The sequence below is a fragment of the Parcubacteria group bacterium genome (assembly GCA_041657845.1).
Classification (GTDB): domain Bacteria; phylum Patescibacteriota; class Minisyncoccia; order Moranbacterales; family JAKLHP01; genus JAKLHP01.
In genome coordinates this window covers 1-21,399 of record JBBABD010000002.1, presented here as the reverse complement: position 1 = coordinate 21,399, position 21,399 = coordinate 1, and the positions used below count along the sequence as shown (strand labels likewise).

23 protein-coding genes and 2 tRNA genes are annotated in these 21,399 nt (G+C 36.5%); 12 read left to right on the top strand and 13 right to left on the bottom strand.

Features of this window, described 5'->3' with window-relative positions:
- The first annotated feature begins 82 nt into the window (after positions 1 to 82).
- The 5 genes from WC906_00560 to WC906_00540 all read left to right on the top strand — a co-directional run bounded on the left by WC906_00560 (position 83) and on the right by WC906_00540 (position 4,564).
- Positions 83 to 655 carry a cytidylate kinase family protein gene (locus tag WC906_00560; protein ID MFA5776927.1) on the top strand — a complete coding sequence of 191 codons (573 nt, stop codon included), beginning with the start codon at positions 83 to 85 and terminating at the stop codon, positions 653 to 655.
- Positions 636 to 1,595, top strand: coding sequence for a tRNA lysidine(34) synthetase TilS (gene tilS, locus WC906_00555; GenBank protein ID MFA5776926.1), 960 nt, complete (start codon positions 636 to 638; stop codon positions 1,593 to 1,595). The genes WC906_00560 and tilS overlap by 20 nt, the downstream gene beginning before the upstream one ends.
- A gap of 18 nt (positions 1,596 to 1,613) precedes the next feature.
- A complete protein-coding gene (gene ftsH / locus WC906_00550) occupies positions 1,614 to 3,431 on the top strand; it encodes an ATP-dependent zinc metalloprotease FtsH (GenBank protein ID MFA5776925.1) in 1,818 nt (605 codons plus the stop codon).
- A 53-nt stretch (positions 3,432 to 3,484) separates the two neighbouring features.
- Positions 3,485 to 4,450 carry a hypothetical protein gene (locus WC906_00545; protein ID MFA5776924.1) on the top strand — a complete coding sequence of 322 codons (966 nt, stop codon included), beginning with the start codon at positions 3,485 to 3,487 and terminating at the stop codon, positions 4,448 to 4,450.
- Between the two features lie 40 nt (positions 4,451 to 4,490).
- A tRNA-Val gene (locus tag WC906_00540) sits at positions 4,491 to 4,564 on the top strand.
- 170 nt (positions 4,565 to 4,734) lie between these two features.
- Here WC906_00540 and WC906_00535 read toward each other — a convergent pair.
- Genes WC906_00535 through WC906_00520 form a run of 4 tightly spaced genes read right to left on the bottom strand, consistent with a single transcriptional unit; the run spans position 4,735 to position 7,862 of the window.
- Positions 4,735 to 5,751, bottom strand: a complete 1,017-nt coding sequence (locus tag WC906_00535; GenBank protein ID MFA5776923.1) for a hypothetical protein — start codon at positions 5,749 to 5,751, stop codon at positions 4,735 to 4,737.
- Between the two features lie 43 nt (positions 5,752 to 5,794).
- Positions 5,795 to 6,775, bottom strand: coding sequence for a hypothetical protein (locus WC906_00530; GenBank protein ID MFA5776922.1), 981 nt, complete (start codon positions 6,773 to 6,775; stop codon positions 5,795 to 5,797).
- Positions 6,776 to 6,833: 58 nt separating this feature from the next.
- Positions 6,834 to 7,103: a hypothetical protein gene (locus WC906_00525; protein ID MFA5776921.1), complete on the bottom strand. Its 270-nt coding sequence runs from the start codon at positions 7,101 to 7,103 to the stop codon at positions 6,834 to 6,836.
- 9 nt (positions 7,104 to 7,112) lie between these two features.
- Positions 7,113 to 7,862: a peptidoglycan recognition family protein gene (locus tag WC906_00520; protein MFA5776920.1), complete on the bottom strand. Its 750-nt coding sequence runs from the start codon at positions 7,860 to 7,862 to the stop codon at positions 7,113 to 7,115.
- Between the two features lie 93 nt (positions 7,863 to 7,955).
- Between WC906_00520 and WC906_00515 the strand changes: the two genes are divergently transcribed.
- The 3 genes from WC906_00515 to WC906_00505 are packed head-to-tail and all read left to right on the top strand — an operon-like array spanning position 7,956 to position 9,411.
- Entirely contained in the window at positions 7,956 to 8,348 is a 393-nt protein-coding gene (locus WC906_00515) for a hypothetical protein (GenBank protein MFA5776919.1), read from the top strand.
- A complete protein-coding gene (locus WC906_00510; protein ID MFA5776918.1) occupies positions 8,348 to 8,857 on the top strand; it encodes a hypothetical protein in 510 nt (169 codons plus the stop codon). The genes WC906_00515 and WC906_00510 overlap by 1 nt, the downstream gene beginning before the upstream one ends.
- A gap of 14 nt (positions 8,858 to 8,871) precedes the next feature.
- A complete protein-coding gene (locus tag WC906_00505; GenBank protein ID MFA5776917.1) occupies positions 8,872 to 9,411 on the top strand; it encodes a hypothetical protein in 540 nt (179 codons plus the stop codon).
- Positions 9,412 to 9,413: 2 nt separating this feature from the next.
- Here the strand turns inward: WC906_00505 and WC906_00500 are convergent, their stop codons facing one another.
- From WC906_00500 to WC906_00460, 9 genes are all read right to left on the bottom strand, one after another.
- Positions 9,414 to 10,598: a hypothetical protein gene (locus WC906_00500; GenBank protein ID MFA5776916.1), complete on the bottom strand. Its 1,185-nt coding sequence runs from the start codon at positions 10,596 to 10,598 to the stop codon at positions 9,414 to 9,416.
- Positions 10,599 to 10,697: 99 nt separating this feature from the next.
- A tRNA-Gly gene (locus WC906_00495) sits at positions 10,698 to 10,769 on the bottom strand.
- A gap of 134 nt (positions 10,770 to 10,903) precedes the next feature.
- Positions 10,904 to 11,272 carry a desulfoferrodoxin gene (locus WC906_00490; GenBank protein MFA5776915.1) on the bottom strand — a complete coding sequence of 123 codons (369 nt, stop codon included), beginning with the start codon at positions 11,270 to 11,272 and terminating at the stop codon, positions 10,904 to 10,906.
- A gap of 16 nt (positions 11,273 to 11,288) precedes the next feature.
- Positions 11,289 to 11,849 carry a rubrerythrin family protein gene (locus WC906_00485; protein MFA5776914.1) on the bottom strand — a complete coding sequence of 187 codons (561 nt, stop codon included), beginning with the start codon at positions 11,847 to 11,849 and terminating at the stop codon, positions 11,289 to 11,291.
- A 48-nt stretch (positions 11,850 to 11,897) separates the two neighbouring features.
- Positions 11,898 to 12,434 carry a DNA-3-methyladenine glycosylase gene (locus WC906_00480; GenBank protein ID MFA5776913.1) on the bottom strand — a complete coding sequence of 179 codons (537 nt, stop codon included), beginning with the start codon at positions 12,432 to 12,434 and terminating at the stop codon, positions 11,898 to 11,900.
- The gene (locus WC906_00475; GenBank protein MFA5776912.1) at positions 12,431 to 13,606 is read right to left on the bottom strand and encodes a glycosyltransferase; all 1,176 of its coding nucleotides are present in this window, start codon (positions 13,604 to 13,606) and stop codon (positions 12,431 to 12,433) included. The genes WC906_00480 and WC906_00475 overlap by 4 nt, the downstream gene beginning before the upstream one ends.
- Positions 13,606 to 14,439 carry an alpha/beta fold hydrolase gene (locus WC906_00470; GenBank protein MFA5776911.1) on the bottom strand — a complete coding sequence of 278 codons (834 nt, stop codon included), beginning with the start codon at positions 14,437 to 14,439 and terminating at the stop codon, positions 13,606 to 13,608. Before WC906_00470 ends, WC906_00475 begins: the two co-directional genes overlap by 1 nt.
- 77 nt (positions 14,440 to 14,516) lie before the next feature.
- On the bottom strand, positions 14,517 to 15,050 hold the full coding sequence (locus tag WC906_00465; protein MFA5776910.1) for a DedA family protein: 534 nt from the start codon (positions 15,048 to 15,050) through the stop codon (positions 14,517 to 14,519).
- 143 nt (positions 15,051 to 15,193) lie between these two features.
- Positions 15,194 to 16,420: a LysM peptidoglycan-binding domain-containing protein gene (locus tag WC906_00460; protein MFA5776909.1), complete on the bottom strand. Its 1,227-nt coding sequence runs from the start codon at positions 16,418 to 16,420 to the stop codon at positions 15,194 to 15,196.
- A gap of 148 nt (positions 16,421 to 16,568) precedes the next feature.
- On the opposite strand from WC906_00460, the gene xerA reads away from it, so the two are divergent.
- The 4 genes from xerA (at position 16,569) to pnp (ending at position 21,270) form a co-directional block, all read left to right on the top strand.
- Complete coding sequence (xerA, locus tag WC906_00455) at positions 16,569 to 17,489, top strand: site-specific tyrosine recombinase/integron integrase (protein ID MFA5776908.1); 921 nt, start codon at positions 16,569 to 16,571, stop codon at positions 17,487 to 17,489.
- 56 nt (positions 17,490 to 17,545) lie between these two features.
- Positions 17,546 to 17,740 carry a hypothetical protein gene (locus tag WC906_00450; GenBank protein MFA5776907.1) on the top strand — a complete coding sequence of 65 codons (195 nt, stop codon included), beginning with the start codon at positions 17,546 to 17,548 and terminating at the stop codon, positions 17,738 to 17,740.
- A gap of 173 nt (positions 17,741 to 17,913) precedes the next feature.
- Positions 17,914 to 18,966: an integrase core domain-containing protein gene (locus WC906_00445; GenBank protein MFA5776906.1), complete on the top strand. Its 1,053-nt coding sequence runs from the start codon at positions 17,914 to 17,916 to the stop codon at positions 18,964 to 18,966.
- A 195-nt stretch (positions 18,967 to 19,161) separates the two neighbouring features.
- Entirely contained in the window at positions 19,162 to 21,270 is a 2,109-nt protein-coding gene (gene pnp, locus WC906_00440; protein ID MFA5776905.1) for a polyribonucleotide nucleotidyltransferase, read from the top strand.
- Positions 21,271 to 21,399 lie beyond the last annotated feature (129 nt).

Sequence of the window (21,399 nt, the reverse complement as noted above, 5' to 3'; positions counted from 1 at the left end):
GATCGAATAGGTAACCTTTCAAGAATGGACATCGCGTCCATTTTTGATTATAATCAAAAGATAATTAAAATACAAAAATTTTATGATTGTTTCTTTTAATGGGGATCATGGATCCGGAAAAAGCACCATTGCTCAAATGGTAGCCAAGAAACTAGACTACCCTAGATATTATATGGGTCAGATATTTCGAGATATAGCGAAAGAGAAAAATATTACGCTGGAAGAATTGCATGCAGGAATAACTGACGATGTGACTATTGACAAATTGGTAGATGATTATTTGGTAGATCTGTCGAATAAAGAAAAAGATTTCATAGTTGAAAGCAGGACGGCGTGGTACTTTATTCCAAAATCAATCAAAGTTTATTTTAGAGTTGATAGCAAAAAATCTGCCGAGAGAGTTTTTCTGGAACTTCAAAAAGAGAATAACAGAAATGAAGGGGCTGAACTTGATTCAATAAAAAAAGTTGAAGAGAGTCTTAATAAGCGAAAAAAAATGGATGATGAAAGATATTTAAAATTTTATGGAATAAACATTCGAGATGATAGAAACTACGATTTAGTTATTGATACCACTAATCTTACTATCCAAGAAGTGTTTAAAAAAGTCATGGATTTCATAAAATTAAAAATGGATGATGACGAATCTAATTAAAACAATTCAAAATACTGCCAGCTTGAATAATCTTTGGGGAAGAACTTCGAAGATTGTTGTTGGTGTTTCCGGCGGACCGGATAGCGTCTGTCTTTTGGATATTTTGGCTGGCATAAAAGAAAAATCTGAAATAGAATTGCATATTGTCCACGTAAATTATGCTCTTCGAGGAAAAGATTCGGATAAGGATGAAAAAATAGTTGAAAATTTAGCAGATAACTATGCGTTTGGGCTAAGTGTATTAAAAATAGGGGGTTTTAAAAAAAATAATATTAGTGAAGAGATTCTAAGAAATATCCGCTATGATTTTTTTGAAAAAATCAGAAAAGAATTGAATTATGATCTAGTTGCCGTAGCCCACAATCAAGATGACCAAGTGGAAACTTTTTTAATTCATCTTATCCGGGGAGCAGGACTTCAGGGACTAGCCGGAATGAAATATAAAAATAATAAAATTATTCGTCCGCTTCTCGGAATTTCAAGAAAAGAAATTTCAGAATATTTAAAAAACGAAAGATTAAAATATAGGACAGATAAAACAAACAAGGAGGATATATTTCTCAGGAATAAGGTTAGAAACAAATTGATTCCAATCCTTGAGAAGAATTTTAATCCCAACATAAAGAAAACAATTTTTGATTCCACGCTAAATATTTTCGAAGACATGTCTTTAATTTCGGAATTATCGGGAAAACAGCTTAACAAGCTCGAGGTTCTAAGAGCCAGTTGGATTTTAAAACTTCATCCAGCTTTGCAAAAAAGAATGATTTTAAAAAAAATTGAGTTCGTAAAGGGAGACTTGAAAAATATTGAATCATCACACGTTGAGGAAATATTAAAGATTATTAAAAGTACTAAAAGCAAGAATCAAAGGTTCTCCTTTCAAGGGTTGAAACTAACCAGGAAAGGTGATAGATTGAATTTGGCGAAGATAAATTAATATTTTAAAATAACCAAAATGGAAAAGCTTATAAAAAACGTATCAATAATCATTCTTGTCTTTCTGATAATATCAGGAATATTTATTTTATATAATGCTCCTGCTCAAAAACCTCAGGATATCGGGCTAAGTGAATTGGTATCCGAGATTAATGACGGAAAAGTAAAGCAAATAACCGTATCTAGCAATGATCTTCAGGTAGAACTTCAAGATGAAACGAAACAAAAAGCTACTAAGGAATCAGAAAGTTCGCTGACCGAATCTCTTAAAAATTATTCAGTAAATACGGACAAATTGCAGGAAGTTGATGTTCAAATAAAGGGAGAATCATCCGCTAGTTTTTGGCTAACATCCATCCTTCCTTTTCTGTTGCCGTTTATTTTGATCGGAGCTTTTATTTGGTTTATGATGAGGCAGGCGCAGAGAGGAAATTCACAGGCTCTTTCATTTGGGCTTAGTAAAGCCAGAATGATTGACCCAAAAGACAAAAGAAAACGAGTTACCTTTGCAGATGTGGCGGGAGCCAAAGAAGCTAAGGAGGAACTTAAAGAAATCGTGGAATTTTTAAAGCATCCCAAAAAATTTCTGGCGATTGGAGCCAAAATTCCTAAGGGAGTTTTGCTTCTAGGATCTCCGGGAACAGGAAAAACACTTATGGCCAAAGCAGTGGCCGGAGAAGCGGGAGTGCCATTTTTTAATATTAGCGGTTCTGAATTTGTGGAAATGTTTGTTGGAGTGGGAGCCAGCCGGGTTCGGGATTTGTTTAAACAAGCAAAAAAAAGTGCTCCAGCTATTGTCTTTATCGATGAAATTGATGCTGTTGGAAGGCATCGTGGAGCAGGATTAGGCGGAGGACATGATGAAAGAGAACAGACGCTTAACCAAATTTTGGTGGAAATGGACGGATTCGAAAGCGAGACCAATGTAATTGTTATTGCGGCGACCAATAGACCGGATGTTCTTGATCCGGCATTGCTTAGGCCGGGAAGGTTTGATCGAAGAGTGGTGCTTGACCTTCCGGATATAAATGAAAGAGAAGCTATTTTAAAAATTCATGTTAAGGGAAAACCGCTTAGTGAAAATATAGCGCTGAGAACTATAGCAGAAAGAACGTCGGGTTTTTCTGGAGCAGATCTGGCTAATCTAGTAAATGAAGCGGCTATTCTTTCTGCCAGAAGGGGAAAGAAAATTATAGAGATGTCTGAACTTGCTGAATCTATCGAAAAAGTAATTTTAGGTCCGGAACGAAGGAGCAGGGTAATTAATCAAAAAGAAAAAGAAGTTATTGCTTATCACGAAGCCGGGCATGCTTTGCTGGCTAGTTTTCTTTCTAACGCTGATCCGGTCCAGAAAGTTTCTATTATTTCTCGAGGACAAGCTGGAGGATATACAATGGCGGTTCCGACAGAAGACAGAAGGCTTCATTCTAAGTCATACTTCATTGATGAACTTGGAGTTTTGCTCGGTGGATATGTAAGCGAGAAATTGAAGTTTGATGACATTACCACAGGAGCTTCTAATGACCTGGAAAGAGCAACTCAGATGGCCAGAGAAATGATTACTAGGTATGGAATGAGCGAATTGGGTCCCAGAACATTTGGAAAAAAGGAAGAGCTTATATTTCTAGGCAAAGAAATAAATGAAGAAAAAAATTATTCAGAGAATACCGCCCAATCAATAGACAGAGAGATTTCTAGATTTATTAATGAGGCGTATAAAACCGCGGAAAAAATAATCAAAGAAAAATCCGGAATGCTCAAAAGCATTGCGGATACTCTTCTTGAAAAAGAAACCATCGAAAAAGAAGAATTCGATCAGTTAATCCACCCGCGTTAATTTATTTGTCGAAGCTTTGCAGGCCAAAAAACTTCGGCGGACAAGTTGGAAAAATGAAAGAAGTAAACTACCTGGAAATAATTAAAAAATCCTGGAAAATTACCTGGGAAAACAAATATCTCTGGTGGTTCGGATTGCTTCTGTTTTTAGGCGGAGGAACAAGGTTTAATTTTCCAGGAAACAGCGAATGGAGCAAAAAGGCAGGAGAAAATGAAGAACAATTTAGAAACTTTTTAAATCAGCACTGGCAACTAGTCGCAGGGTTTATTGTATTTGTTGTAATGATGTGTTTAGCTCTTATTATTTTAAAGTTAATAGCCAAAGCTGGATTGATTAAAGCTCTAGACAAAGTAGAAAAAAAATTAAGCGTAAATTTCAAGGAAGGATTCAGAGAAGGAAAAAAATATTTTTGGAAAATTCTGGCTATCGGATTAATTTTAGGATTTTTTATTTTCGTGCTTCTTGTTGTTTTGGCTATTCCTATTACACTTCTATTTTCTGCCAGAGCTTTCGTTTTGGGAGCATTTTCTGCATTCTTTGCGCTTGCTATCTTTATTCCCTTAGTGGTTTTAGCCAGCTTCATCGGAAAATACTCAATTTATTATGTTGTTCTTTCTAATTTAGGGATTAAAGCTTCAATTGAAAATGGATATCAGATTTTCAGAAAAAATATAATTCCAAGTATTGTTATGGCTTTATTTTTTATTCCGATAAATATTGCCTTGTTTATTTTAATAGTAACTGCGCTTTTATCCATTGGAACAGTTTTTTTATTAGTTGGAATTGTTCTGTATTTTACATTGGCAAAAATAGGAGTTGTTATAGCTGTTTCTTTGGGCATTTTTGTATTTATTGTTATTTTATTTTTAGCAAATTCAATTTTTCAAGTTTTCTGTCAAACAACCTGGTTTTTGTTTTTTAGGGAAATAGCGACTGTTAAGGAGGAGGAAAAAATAAAAGAAGTTGCTCCAGAAAAATCGACTATCAAAAAAATATTACCCGAGCCGGAAGAAGCATAAGAATCTTTAGCTCGGCTCAGTTCCCCGCCATCAATATTTTGGGTGTATAGCTCAGTTGGTTAGAGCGTTACGTTGACATCGTAAAGGTCTCCCGTTCGAGTCGGGATACACCCACCTAAATAGTGGGGGATAAATTAGAGTGTTTTGTTGGCATTAAAGGGATTTGTTCTGCGGTGAGGCCTTGTCTCGTCTAGCGTCTTCCGTTCGAGTCTGCACAGATTCGCAAAAACAAAAACGGTTTCGCCAAGGCGAAGCCGTTTTTTGTTGTCTAAGAAACTTTTGTTTTAGTATTTCGATTGGTATTTTTCTCCCGGGTTAAGGTTTTTAATCTGTTGAGAATAGTTGTTGACATTGTTGTTTATTTCTTTTTGAACATATTGCTGTGCCTGGCCTATTCCTTGTTGAATGGTTTTTGTGGCTAGTCTGGTAACAAGAGAGGTTATTATCTCAGGGGCGCTTTTGGCAGCAGCGAGTACTTTATTAGGTAAATCTTCGACTTGAGCTTGGATGGCAGCTATGGTTGATCCCGGAGTTATTACAAGACCTCCTGATGTCGTCGCGTTAAATCCTTGATAGGCAACTGATTTGGTTTTTGCGATTTCTTGCTGAGAGGATATTTGAGATAGATATATGCTCGTAGAAATATTATTAAAACCGAATTTATTGCAAGTGTCTTTGCCGATTACTCCGCTAAATACTTTCCAATCTTTTCCGCTAAACATTCCGGAAGCGTTGGTAATATCGCAAACGGGAATAGTCGCGTTTACAGTAAGATTTTTTGCTTCTTCCTCAAGAGAGCCTAGATAGTTTCCTCTAAGACTGTCTGAAGTAAAATTTCCTGCAACGACGCCCTCTTTTAGTATGCTTGCTCCAGCTACTTTACTGCCGGTAAAATTGTTTCCCATTGCAAGTTCGCTTCCGAATCCTGAATAGTTAGAGCTACTCCCTCTTCCTCTGATTACGCTGGAAAAAAAATCATTCATATACAATTCAGCTTTGTCTAGAGGCTCGCTAATGATAAAATCATCCCAATTAACGATGAATCTCGGTCCCTTTTCCCCAGTAATTTGAGACATAGCGTTGTTAACCGTTTGATTTACAGTTTGGATTGCTGCTTGCTTAAGGGCTCCCATCGTTGCTCCTAAAATCTGTTGTTGCATTGTTTCTAGCATTACCGTCATTTGCGCATTTAAAGCCCAATCAGCCGGCCAAAATGCATGGCAAAAATGCGGAGCAAGGCTAATTCCAAGAAATAAAACGATGCTAATAATTTTTTTTGAAAGAAATGCCCGGGTTGACATAATTGCGCTTTTTATTTCTGATGTTATAGGTTATTTGTTTGGTTTAATTTATTCCTAAAGAAGTTATTTTGCTGGAAGCTTCACTGACGTACGATTCTGTTAGGTATAATAGATTACTTACTTTTGATATAGACAAAATCATAGCAACTGGATCATCGTTTTGTTTAGCGGTTTCATCTTTAAGCGAAATAGCATAATTTGCCATTTGCAATCCTTTAATATGAAAATCAAGCATTGATTCAGGAACTTCAATATCTTTCATCTGCTCTAGCGTAGAAGTTCCTTTTTCAGCAAGATCGGTGAAATACTCAGGAACAGCATTGGTATCATTGGAAAATTGGGTCATGCTATTGAGTATGTCGTTGAATATTTTTTGAATGTCATCCTGAGTTTGAAGTGATTGAGGAGAATTTGTGGTTACTATGTATCCGATGGCAGTTAAATATTGGAGCGCATCATCTTTTTCCTTGGCAGTCCTATCTGCTTCAGAAAGCTTGGAATAATTCTGCTCTTTTATTTTTATTGTGCTTTTGTCGATCTCGGGCAAGTCATTGAAGGTGAGTTTTTTTTCGGTAGTTTGTTGAACAATGCTGTCCAGATCCTCAATTTTAATATTAGTGTTGTTTTCTGCACTTTGGTTTAAAAGGGCTGTGGCTTTTATCCCTAATTCTTCAGTTAGATTTTCTTCGTTTGTAATTGAATCGTTTGCTGGGGTTACTACTCCCGCAACTTGTCCCGAACCAATTTTTTCGGTAATAATCTTGTCATTAGGGCCAGGCTTTAAGGGATTATAGCCGCTTCTAATTTCTACTCCGTCGGAATAGCCGTCACCGTCAGTATCCGCTTTATGGGGATCTGTTCCATAGGATTTTTCTTCCTCATTTGTCAGACCATCCTGATCGGAATCCAAAAATATATTTTTATCAGTAGAAGAGTTCTCCTGGGCCAAAGCAAAAACGGCAAAACTGAAAACGATGAGTCCTGTAAAAATCAAAAGAGTTATTTTTATTTTTTTTATTTTCATTCAGCTGAATAGCTCATTGACGAATCTATCTAAATTATATCACAAATACAAGCAGTGTCTACTTTAGGTTTAACGCAAAATCGCAAGTTTTCTTAAAGCTCTTTATAATTCGGCTGGAAGTATATGAATTTGGGATAGCACTCCTTATCGAAATTTTTTTTATCTGATCTTTTCGAATCTTATTTTTTTTAAGAAGAGAATCTATATTTTTTAGTAACATTTTTGATAAATTATTAATGTCGTTTATATCAAGAGCATCAATAATTTTTCTATTTTCTTTTAGTTCAATGGTTGTCTTTTTGTTTTCTAAAATAATTCTTAAATTCATAGTTTTTAGCTATTTAACTGAATCAATCTTGTTCCAATTAAAATTCCAAGGGTCGGTTTTTCTTCCCGGAGCAATCTGATTATGTCCAAGAATACTGGTTATTTTGTGGTTTTTCTTAATTTGGCCAATTAGGCTCATCAGGGATGAGTATTGTGCATTGGAGGGGTTATCATTTTCTGTTGTCATTATTTCTATTCCCAAAGAGAAATTGTTGACATTGGTTCTGCCATCCGGCATTTTGCTTTCACCGGCATGGTAAGCGATATTTTGATCCGATACTAGTTGGTATATATTTCCGCTTCTATCGATGAGATAATGAGGAGAGACTCCATATGACTTGTACTCTTCGATAAGCTTAGCTAAGCCATAAACATCACCACCGAGCGCATTGTAGGAAGAGTGGATGATTATTGTATCAATATTTCTGTTTTTAGAAAGAGAATAGCCCCAGCTTACCAGCTGTTGTTTTATTTCAAAGCTGTTTTTCGGCTCTGCTATTTTTTCCAAATTGGATGTTTCATCTTCTTTCAAATCAGTTTTGTTTGAAAGATCTGCATTTTCAGCATCTTTAACGATATTTTTATCTTTGGCACCAGTATCCTCAGTCTCGTTATTTTTAACATCTGGCGCAGTTTCGTTGTTTTCTGCTTGTTTTTCCGCTAAGATTTCCTTTTTTATCGAAGGTGAAAAATATATCATTAAAGCCAAAAAAGATCCAAAAAGTACAATGAAAAAGCATAGTTTATAGAATTTACTCATATTGTAAGATTAGCAAAAAAGCGGGCATCAAGCAATATTGCTAAAAGAAGGAAAAAAGTTTAAAATTGATTAGTAATTATTGAATGAATAAAGATGAATAAAAAAATATTTATTGTTATGCTGGTGATTATCGCCATCGGAGGGATAGCATTCTTTGCTTTTAAAAATAAAAACGACAATTCCCAAAAAATCGATACTGGAGAAAAAAATGCTAATATAATTTTATTTTACTGGAAGGGTTGTCCTCATTGCGAGAATGTGGATAAGTTCATTCAGGAAAATAAGGTTAAAGAAAAAATACAGTTTGATGAACTAGAAATTTTTTATGAGAAAAATAATGCAAAATTAATGGAAGAAAAAGCTGGAGAATGCGGGATCGATACAAAGGAATTAGGAGTTCCGTTTTTATGGAACAGCGGGAAGTGTTTTAGTGGGGATGCGGATATAATTAATTTCTTAAAAAGCCAATTGGGCGAACAGCAATAATGAAAAAATTGTTAATTTCAATTGCTAGTCTAATTTTTTCCTTCGCGATGTTTTCCAATAGCGCTAAGGCAATTTGCCCGGTTTGCACTATAGCAGTGGGGGCGGGAGTGGGACTTTCCAGATGGTTGGGAATAGATGATACTGTAACCGGAATTTGGGTAGGAGCTTTGATTGTTTCCAGTATAATGTGGACAATTATTTGGATGAATAAAAGAGACCTTAGATTTAAAGGAAGAAAAATATTAATTACAACAGGATATTACTTGATAATAATAGCTCCTTTGTATTGGAAGGGAATAGTTGGACATTACTTCAACAAAATATGGGGCATCGACAAGCTTGTTTTTGGAATTATTCTAGGAAGCATCGTGTTTTTAGCAAGCGTTCTGTGGTATCAAAAACTGAAAAAGGAAAATAACGGCAAAGCCTACTTTCCTTTTCAAAAAGTAGTAATGCCAGTTGGATTTTTAGCTATTTTTAGTGTTATTCTCTATTTTGTAACTAACTAAATAAATTTAATAATATGTCAGAAAACAAGAATCCTTTTAAAAATTTGAATGAACTTATTCAAAGAGTCGACCAAATGAAAAAGCAAGATAAGCTAGATTTATCAAGCGATCAAGATCTATCAATCGCTGTTATGAATTTAGTGAGTATCGAAGAGCATTTTTTCTTTACCGGAGCCAAAACCGGAAAGGTTGAGTATTTTGATTTATTGCAAGAGGTACGCAAGATGAGAGGCGAATTACTTCGAAAAATAGTAAAAAATCCCGAAGGTGAAGAATGGTGCATTTCCAAACACTTGTTGGCTGCTTCAATGCGACTTATGGAAGTAGGGACCAAACAACAAGGCATAGGCCGGAAAGAGGATGCTCAAAGTTTATTTCAAAAGGCTTTTGATTTGTATTCACTATTTTGGGGAATAAACATGAAAGTAATAGATACCGAAGGAATTAAAAAAATCGATGACGATGCTCTGAATAAACACGACGAAGAGAAAAAAGGCTTTATGGGGAAATTAGGATTGCTAGTAAAAAAAGCGATTGATTGCTGTATTGAATAAGATTATTGTTTTATAATTGAGTTAATCGCATCCTCGTCTTTACAGGAATAATTATTATCAGGAGAATAGAATCTTTTTTTTGGGCCATAACATCCGCCATTTTCTTTATCCAGCACTCCGAAAAATGGCATCAGAAATCCCATATTTTTAGAAGAAAAATAGGAATACAGATTTTTTAGCGTTTCGGCTCTTTTTTCTCGGTCCATCCGGGAAAAAATATCAAGGTCATCGCTTTTAATTCCGCTCCAATCAAGATGGAGAAGAACATTTTTTGCGTTTTTTGAATATGTTTCGTTCCAAAGAAGAGCCCAGCATCCTCCCCAACGGTCAAGGCATGGTCCTTGAGGCAGATTTCCGTCGCTATCAATTCCTGTTCCTCCTTCAATATAATCGAAAAGAGAAATTAATTTTTGGTTGGTTATTTTTCCGGTTTGGGCTCCAATAACAATATTGGTTTTTTTCTTTTTGGCGTATGATCGCATTTCCTTAATGACATCAGCTATCTTGTCCCCGCCGCCTCCTTGCTGGAAATAAATTTGTCCGAATGTAAAACTCTGAATCCCCGAATCAATAGCGCGATGGGTTATATATTTAAGATAGGCTCTGTATTCTCCGCTTCCAAAGTCGGCCTTGCAGGAATGTTCTCCCCAAATATTTTCACTGCCTGCTTGGCACATTTTCTTAAAATCAAAATTACGATTTTCATCCGGATAGAAATAATTAGCGTTTTCCTTCAAAGCTTCCGCAATAAATATTCCATAAACAACATCTTTCTTGGAAATGCGATTCATAACGTATTCTATGGTTTCGAAATCTGGAGGCGCCATCCAAGTTTCCACGGCGCGGTGCAGATAGTAGCAATTGGATCGGTTGATGAGGGAAATATATTGTTCGCGGTCAGGATTATATTCCGAAAGCAGTCCATCAGCCACGCATCCCTGTTTTTTCAGTCGCTCCATAGATACCGGCTTTGGCACAGGTCTTTCAATTTTTTCAAAAGCCATTGGTTTCTTCACTGGTTTTTTTGTTGTTGCTAACCGCGGAGTCTCATATGTTTCATAAAAAGTGTTAATTACAAAGATGGATGTAAAGAAAGAAGCTAGAATTAAAGCTAAAACAAGCCAGAGGGTTGGAATTTTTTGGTTTAAGATAGAATTATTTTTTTCTTCCGAATGGAAATTGTACATAAGAATCATTAGAATAGCATAAAATTTGAATTTTTCCCAGCTAATACTGATACGATTAGGCAACAAAAAAGTTTCATTGGATTGAAACTTTTTTATCTGAGCGGGTAGGGAGAATCGAACTCCCCTCCTCAGTTTGGAAAACTGATATAATAACCACTATACGATACCCGCCTGCGCTTCGCTTCGGCGGGCAAGCCCGCTTGTCTAGAAGCTATTTCAAACACATTGTTTATTATATATAAAATATATATTTTGTCCAGAGAAAAAGCCCTTAGCGGGCTTTTTCAAGGAAGTTATTTATTTTTCTAGTTTTTCCAAAGTCCATGGACGTTGCAATAGCATCTGGCGATAATCTGATCCGGGCTGACATTAAATTCTGCTTCTGGCTTTTCTCCCGGATGGAGAAATTTTTTCTCCACTTTCCCGTCAAAATTTATTTCAATCCATTCGATATAATGCGCCTCTTCCATCGGATGTTCAATCGATCCAACCTTAACTTTAATTCCATTTTCTGTTTTTTCAATAATCGGAACATGTTTTTCCATCCCTTCAACTTCTTTTGTTTTCTCTTCTAGGAGATCCATTGGTTTTCCACAACAGACAAGTTCTCCTCCTCCAACGTGCAGAAGTTCAACGATGTTTCCACAAATATTGCATTTATATATCTTGTTCATATAATTTAATTAATTGTTAATAATTTTCCGCCAGCAGTTCATAATAAGCTTGCGGATGCTTGCAAGTAGGACATTTAACCGGAGCCTCGATTCCTTCATAAACGTATCCGCAATTACGGCATTTCCATTTCATTGGTGTATCTTTTTTGAATACTTTTCCGTTTTCCACATTTTCCAGAAGCTTCAAATATCTTTTTTCGTGCTGGGCTTCCACTTCGGCTACTTCTCGGAAAAAGTCGGCGGCTTCAATTTCTCCTTCTTCTCGAGCTTCTTTTTCAAAATTCGGATACATGGTTCCCCATTCATATTTTTCTCCTTCGGCGGCGTGCTTTAAATTCGCTTTAGTGTCTCCCAATCCTCCCATAATGGAAGCTGGCACTTCAACGGTTATTTCTCCCAGTAGCTTAAAAATTCTTTTGGCATGCTCTTTTTCATTATCAGCCGTTTCTTGAAAAATAGCTGAGATTTGTTCAAATCCTTCCTTTTTGGCGACGGAAGCAAAATAAGTATATTTATTTCTAGCTTGCGATTCTCCCACAAACGCCTTGGCGAGGTTTTCCTGTGTTTTTTTCTCCATAGTTTTTTGATTAGTTGTTATATTAATTATTACCTCAAATAAAATTATTTATTTCTCTTTGACACGGAATCTCCAAGGATATTCTTTGCAATGTTTAGCATAGTCAATTCCAATTCGTCTGCCCGCCACAATATTTTTCTTTGAAAAATTTTGGGCAGGTTTTTCTATCCAAAGCCTTTCTTTTTTAGTAATATTCCAATTATTTAATTTTCTATCAATTTTTAAAAATTTGCAAAGTTTTCCCGGACCATCGGTTTTTTTGTAATCCAAGCCATCAATTTTTATTGATCTAATTAAAATTGCGGTGGGAAAGCCTTTCTTTTCCGTGACGATATTTAAACAATGATACATCCCATAGATCATATAGACGTAAGCGTGGCCTGATTCGCCATACATAGTTTCTGTTCGGGGAGTCCGTCCTTTTGAGGCATGACAAGCCAAGTCATCCTCACCAATATAGGCTTCCGTTTCGGTAATTATTCCTTTTATAATCTTATTTCCAATTTTTCTCACCAAAAAACAGCCTAGTAAATTCTGAGCTGTCTCCAAAGTGCTTTTTTGATAGAATTTTTTATTTAGTATCATTTTTTCACTAAAGACTCGTAAACCTTTAACATTTTTTCGGCGCAAATTTTGTCGGTGAAATTTTCTTTGGCGATTTTGCTAGACTCAGCGGAAAATTTATTTCTCAATTCTTTATCATCAATTAATTTTTGAACAGCACTTGCAAATTCGCCTTTATTTTCTGAAGTTAAGAATCCGTTAACATTATTTTGTACCAAATCACAAACTCCGGGAGCATTAACAGCAACAATTGGAAGACCGCAGTACATTGCTTCAGAAATAATCATTCCTTGAGTTTCCGATTTTGATGCGTAGACAAAAATATCTCCGGCGGCATAATAATTTTTTAGTTCTTCTTTTGGAACTATGCTTTCAAAATTAATTTTGTTTTTCAAATCATTTTCTCTGGTCATTTTTTTTAATTTTGGAAGCAAATATCCATCTCCGCAAATCAGAAATCTAACTCTTTTGGCGGACAGTCCGCTTGAGAGCGGACTGTCCGCTTTCAGCACTTTTTTTATCGCTTGAAAAAGAAACTCAATGTTTTTTTCCTGAGAAATTCTGGAAACTAAAATTAACAAAATATCATCATCTTTGATATTAAACTTATTTCTAATTTTATTTCTATCTGCATTCTGGTATAATTCTTCTTCAATGCCGGTTGGAATGGCTTTAATATTTTTATTTGTGACCCCCCATTTTTGGATTATTTTTTTTACTGAATCAGTCGGAGTTATTATAAAATCTGCGCAGGTAGCATATTTAACTGCGGTATTTATTATATATTTTGAAGCTATTTTATTGGGTATCAGCGGCACAAAGTGAGCATATTGATCATATAAAGTGTGCCAGGTAAAAACCAAAGGAATGTTTTTAATTCCAGTCCATTTTTTAGCGGCCGAACCCAGGAGATTGGGATGCTGAGAATGAATAATGTCAAGCTCTAGGTTATCAATAATTCTATCTATCTTTCGAGAATAGGGAATTGCCAGCGGAAATTTAATTTTGTATTGAATGTCCAATGATGGATAGCGAAACACGTTTGAATTTTTATCTTTGTAATCTTTGCAATTCGGCGCAAAAATGTAAACAGTATGCCCTGATTTTTCAAATTGCTTCCGGAAGCTTTCAATGGATCCTGTTACTCCATAAGGATTAGGAAGATAATTATTCGTGAAGATTGCTATGTTCATCAATTTTCATTAAAAAATTCCAATATTTCTTCAAAAACACTTTCGTTTTTGATATCGGAGATAAAAGTATGGTAAGCTCTTTTGATATATTTCTTCCTTTTTGTTTTTGAACTGATTGAGTTGTAAATTTTTTTCAAGCTATTTTTGGAAACGACATGATCGCTAAGAGACTGAATTAAAAAAGCAGGTTGGTTAATGAAAGAAATATTTTTTCTTGTTTCCTGAACCAATTTTAATGTTTCTAGCGCGCTTCCTACGGAATAGGATTGATACGATATCAGACGAGTGATTGTATTTGCTGCGCCAAAAGTCGGGGGATAATATTTTTTATGGTAGCTTCTTATTTTTCTCATTAATCTCGAAAGGGGAATTAGTATTTTTTCAAAGCGTATTTTGTAAGGCGTTGCCATGAGCAACAAGCCTGAAATTTCAGGATATTTTTTGGCCAGCATTATCGTAAGGCATGATCCAATCGATGTCCCTCCGACATAAATATTGTTGCAATTTGATTTCAGTTTGTTATAAGCAATTTCAACATCTTCCATCCAGTCTTCCCATTTTACATTTTCCAAGTCTTTCGGGACTGTTCCGTGTCCGCGAAGAAGAGGGGCAGAGACAGTATAACCAAACTCGTTCAAGTATTTTCCCAGGCGCCTTAGCTCATAGGAAGTAGTCGTCCATCCGTGAATAAGCAGAACCCCTTTGCCATTGGTTCCTTCAAAATAGAAAGGCTGGTTAAGGAATTCCTTCTCTTTTTTGTATAAAACCTTAGGATCTTCGAGGAGTATGCTATTGGCTTTGGATATGATTTTGCTAGCTCTTTTGGTGTTCATAATTATAAAAGTATCATATTTTTAGACAAAAAAACAGGGCTTGCAACCTGAATTTTATTGTTTGATTAAAAATAAGATTATTTGCAATTGTTCAGCAATATTTTTTTAGATCGATAGCTCTTGTATGTTTGGACTGATGCAATTGAAATTATTGCCAATGTGATTGCTATCCAGCCGGCCCATTCGATGTAATGTCGGAGTTCTGCCCACATATATCCGTAAAAATACCCCAAAGCTACCAAAAGTCCGCTCCAGGCTAATCCGCCCCAAAATGAATATTTCACAAATTTTTTGAAATCCATTTTTACAATTCCGGCAGCGGTAAAAGTTGCCCAGCAAAGTCCGGTAGTCGCTTTCACGGTAAAAATCGTTTTTCCTCCATGATTTTTAAAATAGTTCTCCATCTTTAAAACTAGTTTTTCTGTGATTCCCATGTATTTTCCAAATCTTCTCACGAAGGTCATTCCGAACTTGTATCCTAGCCCGTAAAGAATTATATCCCCAAAAATATCTCCTAGAACTGAAAAAATAAAAACAATGAAGACATTAAAAGCTCCTAATTTAGCAAGCATGGCGGCAATTATAGTTATAATTGGACCTTCAATAATCATTAAAGGAAGCATGATCCAATAACCATAATGTGAAAGAAATTGAAAAATTTGTTGCCCAGTTAGATCCACCATAGTTTGATTATATAATATTCAAAATATTTAACAAATTAACAAAAAGCTGTCCAATAAAGGAAAGTTTTTTGTTAGTAGATGAATCCTTTTATTATTCTGCTAGATGTTGGAATGGTTCGTCTGCTGGTTTTTGCCCATCCTTTGTAATTCATCTCAGAAACAGTAAATGATCCTCCGCTAACTTTTTCTACTATAGCAACATGACCCCACCAAGATTCTGAAGAAACCATAATAGATCCGACTCGCGGAGTTTTTCCAGTTTGATATCCGGCAGACTTAGCATGGTATAACCAAGTACCGGCATTTCCTCCCCAAGGAACATATCTTTTTTGAGCAACATACCAAGTGCAATAACCATAGGGGAAAATGTGGCCTGTTCCCGCTCTGCCGCTAAGAGTTTTGAACCCTGAAACAGCCGGAGCTCCTCCAGTGGATGTTGCATACTGCCTCCTTTCTATTCCAGTTTCAGCAGGCGTTCCCGGGGTAGTTTGCGGAATTTCTTTCTGCCCGTCCGGAATTACTATTTCTTCCCCTTCGGTTAATTGTCCGTCTGCTGGCAAACTATTAAAACTTATTATTCTGTCTTTATCGGCTTTATATTTACTGGCGACTGATTCTATCGTATCCCCCTTTTTAATAGTATAGGAAAGTCCTGCTATCGGGAGAATGAATATTTTATCTCCTGGCATTATGGAATCAACATTATCTAAATCATTTGCCCAAAGAATAGTGTTGATTGTGATATTGTTTGCAGTTGCTATGCCACTTACAGTATCTCCCGATTTTACTTCATAAATTTTAACTCCGCCATTTTCTTCTGGGTCCTTAAGCGGACTCCCAAAATTTGCTGTCAGAGCCTGTCCCCCAACTAAAGATAGGTTTTCATTATCTGATTCTTCTTTAATATCCGGATTAACTGAAGTTGGAACTTTTGCCAGAGGAACAAAAGCTAAATTATTTTTTCTGTTTTCCTGGCTGCTTATCCTTGGGTTTTCTTTATTGTCGATGTTAAAGTAACCGGATAAAAATCCATTGGAGTTGCTACTTTTTGCAAGGTTTGTAGAAGTAACCAAAAGAGAGCTAGAAACTACCACCATAAGCGCAGAGTAGTTTCTTAGAATGTGAAGAATTCTAATGGTGCGATGCCTCTTGATGAAATCGGCCACTCTTTTTTGATAAAAGTGAACCTTTGATTGAATTCTGTCTATATCAAATTTTTTGGGATTTTTTGAAAAGAGATTAGAACTGAAGTTACTAATAGCTTTGTTCCTTCCAGATGATTTTAGAGCTAAGAACAAACTAAAAAACAATACGAGGCATTGTTCTATTGGCTAAAATCCTAATTTTTACTATTATAAGTATATACATGAGATTGATTGGCTGTCAAAGTGTTTTGCCTGTTTGTGGCTTAAATAAAGGAAAAAATTAAAAAATAAAACGAAAAAAATGAATATAAGCCAGCTTTTAACGGACTTTTTGGAATATTTGGAAATTGAGCGCAATCGTTCCCAAAAGACGATTGAAAACTACCATCATTATCTGGAACGCTTCTTCAAGTGGTCGGAAATCAAGAATCCGGAGGATATTACACCGGACAACGTGAGAAAATTCAGAATATATCTCAATAGATATCAGGATGAGAAAGGTCAAGAACTCAAGAGAGTGACTCAAAATTACCATATGATTGCCCTTCGGATCTTTCTTAAGTATCTTTCCAAAAGGGATGTACCGGTAATGTCGGCGGAGAAAATAGAGATTGGAAAAAATCCGGCGACGATGATTGAATTTCTTGAGCCCTCAGAGTTGGAACGATTATTGAATGCGGCTAGCGGGGAAGACAAAAAATCATTGAGAGATAGAGCTGTCTTGGAGTTGCTATTTTCAGCCGGACTTCGTGTTTCGGAACTAGTGAGTATTAATCGAGATCAAATAAACCTTAAAAATCAGGAATTTAGTGTCAGGGGGAAAGGATCAAAAGTGAGAATTGTTTTTGTTTCTGACACAGCCAAAAAGGCTCTGGAAAAATATTTGGAGAAAAGAACTGATATTGACCCCGCGCTTTTCGTTAGGCTTCCCAAAAAAGGTGCCAAGGAAACAGAAAAAGAAGGAAGTCTTCGAATTACTCAACGAAGCATTCAAAGAATCGTCAAACACTATGCGACCAAAGCGGGAATTGTGAAAGATGTTCATCCGCATACTTTGCGCCACAGTTTTGCCACTGATCTCTTGTCCAATGGTGCTGACATCCGAAGCGTCCAGGCGATGCTTGGCCATTCTTCCATCACCACCACTCAAATTTATACCCACGTGACCAATCAAGGACTCAAAGACATCCACAAAAAGTTCCACGGGAAACGGGAGAAATAAAAAGTAGAAAGTTAAGATAATCAAAAATCCTGACAACGATCAGGAAAGGAGGACTGATGAAAATCAATGGAAAAGAAGTCGAAAAAGCATTTCAAGATGGTGTGCGTGAAGCCTTAAGAAAGCATGCGCTAATGGGAAATCCCGTTTATTACACGCATGAAGATGGATTGGAGATATTCGAAGCTTTGCTTGATCCGGTAACGCTCGAACCCATTTGGGAAAGAGTTGTGTGTATCGAAAAAAAAGAGTAAGAAACCAAGTTTTTTAAAAAGCTCATTGCAATTTTCGGGTAATCCGAAATAATTTGCAAGATAAAGTTTTTATGAGGCGGTCTTTAAGACGCCTTTTTCTTGAAGAAGATGAGATACATATTGGACACCCCTATGATACAATAGGGAGTTAAATTAACCAATATATCTCAATTATGAAAGCCAAACAATTCGGCTACTATTTTGTCAGCCAGCTCAAGTTATCCAAAAACAAATACGAAAGATGGCAGAAGGTGTCCGAGAAGCTGAAATTGAGCAAGAAGGCCTGCCAGCGACTTAAATGGATGATCTTTTACGAAACTGAAGCCAAGCGCAATGCCAAGAAAAACTGCCGGCATTTCGCAATCTCAAGATCGCTCTGGTATTATTGGCGCAAGAGGTTTGATGAAACAAATTTAAGAACATTAGAAGATGAATTTAAGGCACCGAAGAATACTCGAAAAAAGGAATACACCGGTACGCAATACGAGCGCGTGGTTATGCTTCGAAAAAACCGCATTCGTTACGGGAAAATTAAACTACTGAAAATTTATCAAAAGAAATATCCGGATGACAAAAACATCAGCAGCTGGAAAGTTCAATGCATTATTGAAGCTTCCGGTATTTATTACAACGCCAAAAAACAATCTCAAGCCAATAAAAAGAGGCAGAAAGCCCAGAAAAAGAAAAGAATTACCGAACTGAAGAAAAAACCAAAGAGTGGATATTTAGTCTGCTTAGATACCATCGTCCGGCATTACAGCGGACAGAAACGATATATTCTAACTGCCATTGATAAGTATGCCAAGGTTGCTTATGCTAGAATGTATCACAATCATAGCTCACTATCAGCCAAAGATTTCTTGCAAAGATTGTTCTACTTGCTTGACGGTAAGTTTGATAACCTGCAAACTGATAACGGAAGTGAGTTTCTGAAATATTTTGAAGAAGCTTGTACGGAATTAAAAGTTCCTCACTATTTCTCTCGGACTCAAACTCCTAAAGACAATCCGGAATGTGAACGTTTCAATCGGACGCTACAGGAAGAATTCATTGCTCTGGGAAATATGACTGAGGATATCAATATTTTTAACCGTAATCTGACCGAATGGCTGATTGAATACAATTTCAACCGTCCACATCAAACCTTGGATTATCTGACACCCATAGAGTTTACTCAAAAATATGCCAAAGTGTCCAAGATGTACTCTTCTAATACATTCTTTTGACAAAACACTTTTAAAATGCTAGAATCAATTCAGTAAATTAAATAATTATAAAAGCTGTTTTTAGTAGCTAACAGGCACTGTAATCAGTTTAAAGTTCAAAGTTTATAAAGTAGTTGTTTTACAAACTTTATAGACTCGAAACTTTTAACTCGTTGTTGTGTTTATTGGCGTTACTGGAAATAGTGATGCTATCTTATGGAGCAAAAAAAGTGGTCCCTTCAAATTGGAGGGCGGATTCTTGAAGTTGAAACCGGACTTTTGGCGGGACAAGCCAATGGTTCAGTAACTGTCCGCTATGGCGACACGGTGGTTTTAGCGACAGCGGTGATGAGCAAGAATGCCAGCCGGATAAGCGGATATTTTCCGCTGATGGTGGATTACGAAGAGAGATATTATGCTGCCGGAAAAATAAAAGGATCAAGATTTATCAAAAGGGAGGGAAGACCTTCGGACGAAGCGATTTTGACTGGAAGAGTGGTCGACAGAACCATTCGACCTCTTTTCAATGGACGAATGAGAAATGAAGTCCAGGTTGTAATTACCGTTCTTTCTATTGATGGAGAAAATGATACAGATATCATTTCAATGATTGCCGGTTCGGCGGCTCTTCATATTTCCAATATTCCTTGGAACGGTCCGATTGGAGCAGCTAGAGTGGGAAAGATAGGCGACCAATTTTTGCTTAATCCGGTAAATGGAGAAGTAAAAGAAAGCGAATTGGATTTAGTTATCGCTGGAACAAAAGATAAAATTAATATGATTGAAGCTGGAGCCAAGGAAGTTTCTGAAGAAGATATTGTTAAGGCTTTTGAATTCGGGCAGGAAGCGGTTAGGAAAATTGTGGAATTTCTCGAAGATATCAGAAAAGAGGCTGGAAAAGAAAAATCAGAGCCATCCCTTCTGGAGGGAACGCCGGAATTTGAAGGAAAGATAAAGGAATTGCTTGTGGCTGAAAATTTGGAAGATGCGCTTTACGATGTGGACAAAAAAGTTATTGCCGAAAAAGTTGATGCCATAAACAAGAAAGTTTTTGAATATATTGAGCAGAATAATGAAGGAGATACTTCAAAATTAAAAGAAATTGCCGTTCAAGTTTTGGAAGAAGTTTCCGATGAAATTGTTCACAAGAATATAATGGAAAGCGAAAAGAGGCCGGATGGCAGAAAACTCGATGAGATTAGGCATATTGAATGCCGAACCGGAATACTTCCCAGAACGCACGGAACTGGATTGTTTACCAGGGGAGAAACTCAAGCACTTACCATTACAACGCTAGGATCTCCTGGAGATGAACAGGTTATTGATACGATGGAGCTAGATATTAAGAAAAGATATATTCATCATTACAATTTTCCTCCTTTTTCAGTGGGAGAAATCAAACCGATGAGAGGACCAGGGAGAAGAGAAATCGGACACGGAGCTTTGGCCGAAAAAGCTTTGATTCCAGTGCTTCCTTCAAAAGAAGAATTTCCTTACACTATACTTTTAGTTTCTGAGGTGCTTTCTTCTAACGGTTCTTCATCAATGGCTTCGACTTGCGGTTCCACCTTATCACTGATGGATGCCGGCGTGCCGATTAAAAGGCCGGTAAGTGGAATTGCAATGGGAATTATCGTCGCAGCAGACGGAAAATTCAAAGTCTTAACGGATATTCAAGGAGCAGAAGACCATTACGGAGATATGGACTTTAAAGCGGCTGGAACAGAAAAGGGAATTACTGCACTCCAAATGGATGTGAAAGTGGATGGTGTAACGATCGAGATGTTGAAAGCTGTTCTTGAGCAATCAAGCGAAAACAGGAAGGAAATACTGGGCAAAATAACCGCTGCTATTTCCGAACCAAGAAAAGAGATGTCTGAGTATGCTCCGCGAATCATTGTTATAAAAATAAATCCGGACAAGATTAGGAATGTTATTGGGACCGGAGGAAAAATTATCAATGAAATTATTGATGAAACCGGAGTGCAAATTGATATTGAAGATGATGGATCAATTTTTATCACCTCATCTGATGCTCAGTCAGCCAAAAAAGCTCAAGAATGGATCAATAATCTTACTCATGAGGTAAAATCCGGAGAGACTTTTAAAGCTAAAGTGACCAGAATAATGAATTTCGGAGCTTTTGCTGAAATTTTGCCAGGGCAAGAAGGACTTATTCATATTTCAGAGTTGGCAGATCGTCGGGTAGAAAAAGTCGAAGACATTGTCAAAGTTGGAGACATTGTTCCGGTTAAAGTAATAAAAATTGATGAACAAGGAAAAATAAACCTTTCAATAAAAGCAACTTCCGGAATGACAGAGTAAAAATTAACCGCATTGCCGCATTTAGACATTTAATAATCTAACTTTAGTCCCTATGGCTGGGACATATATTTCCTAAGTTTAGTTAATCTACAATTTTTTGATATATTTCAGCTTTTTGTCGATTGTCTT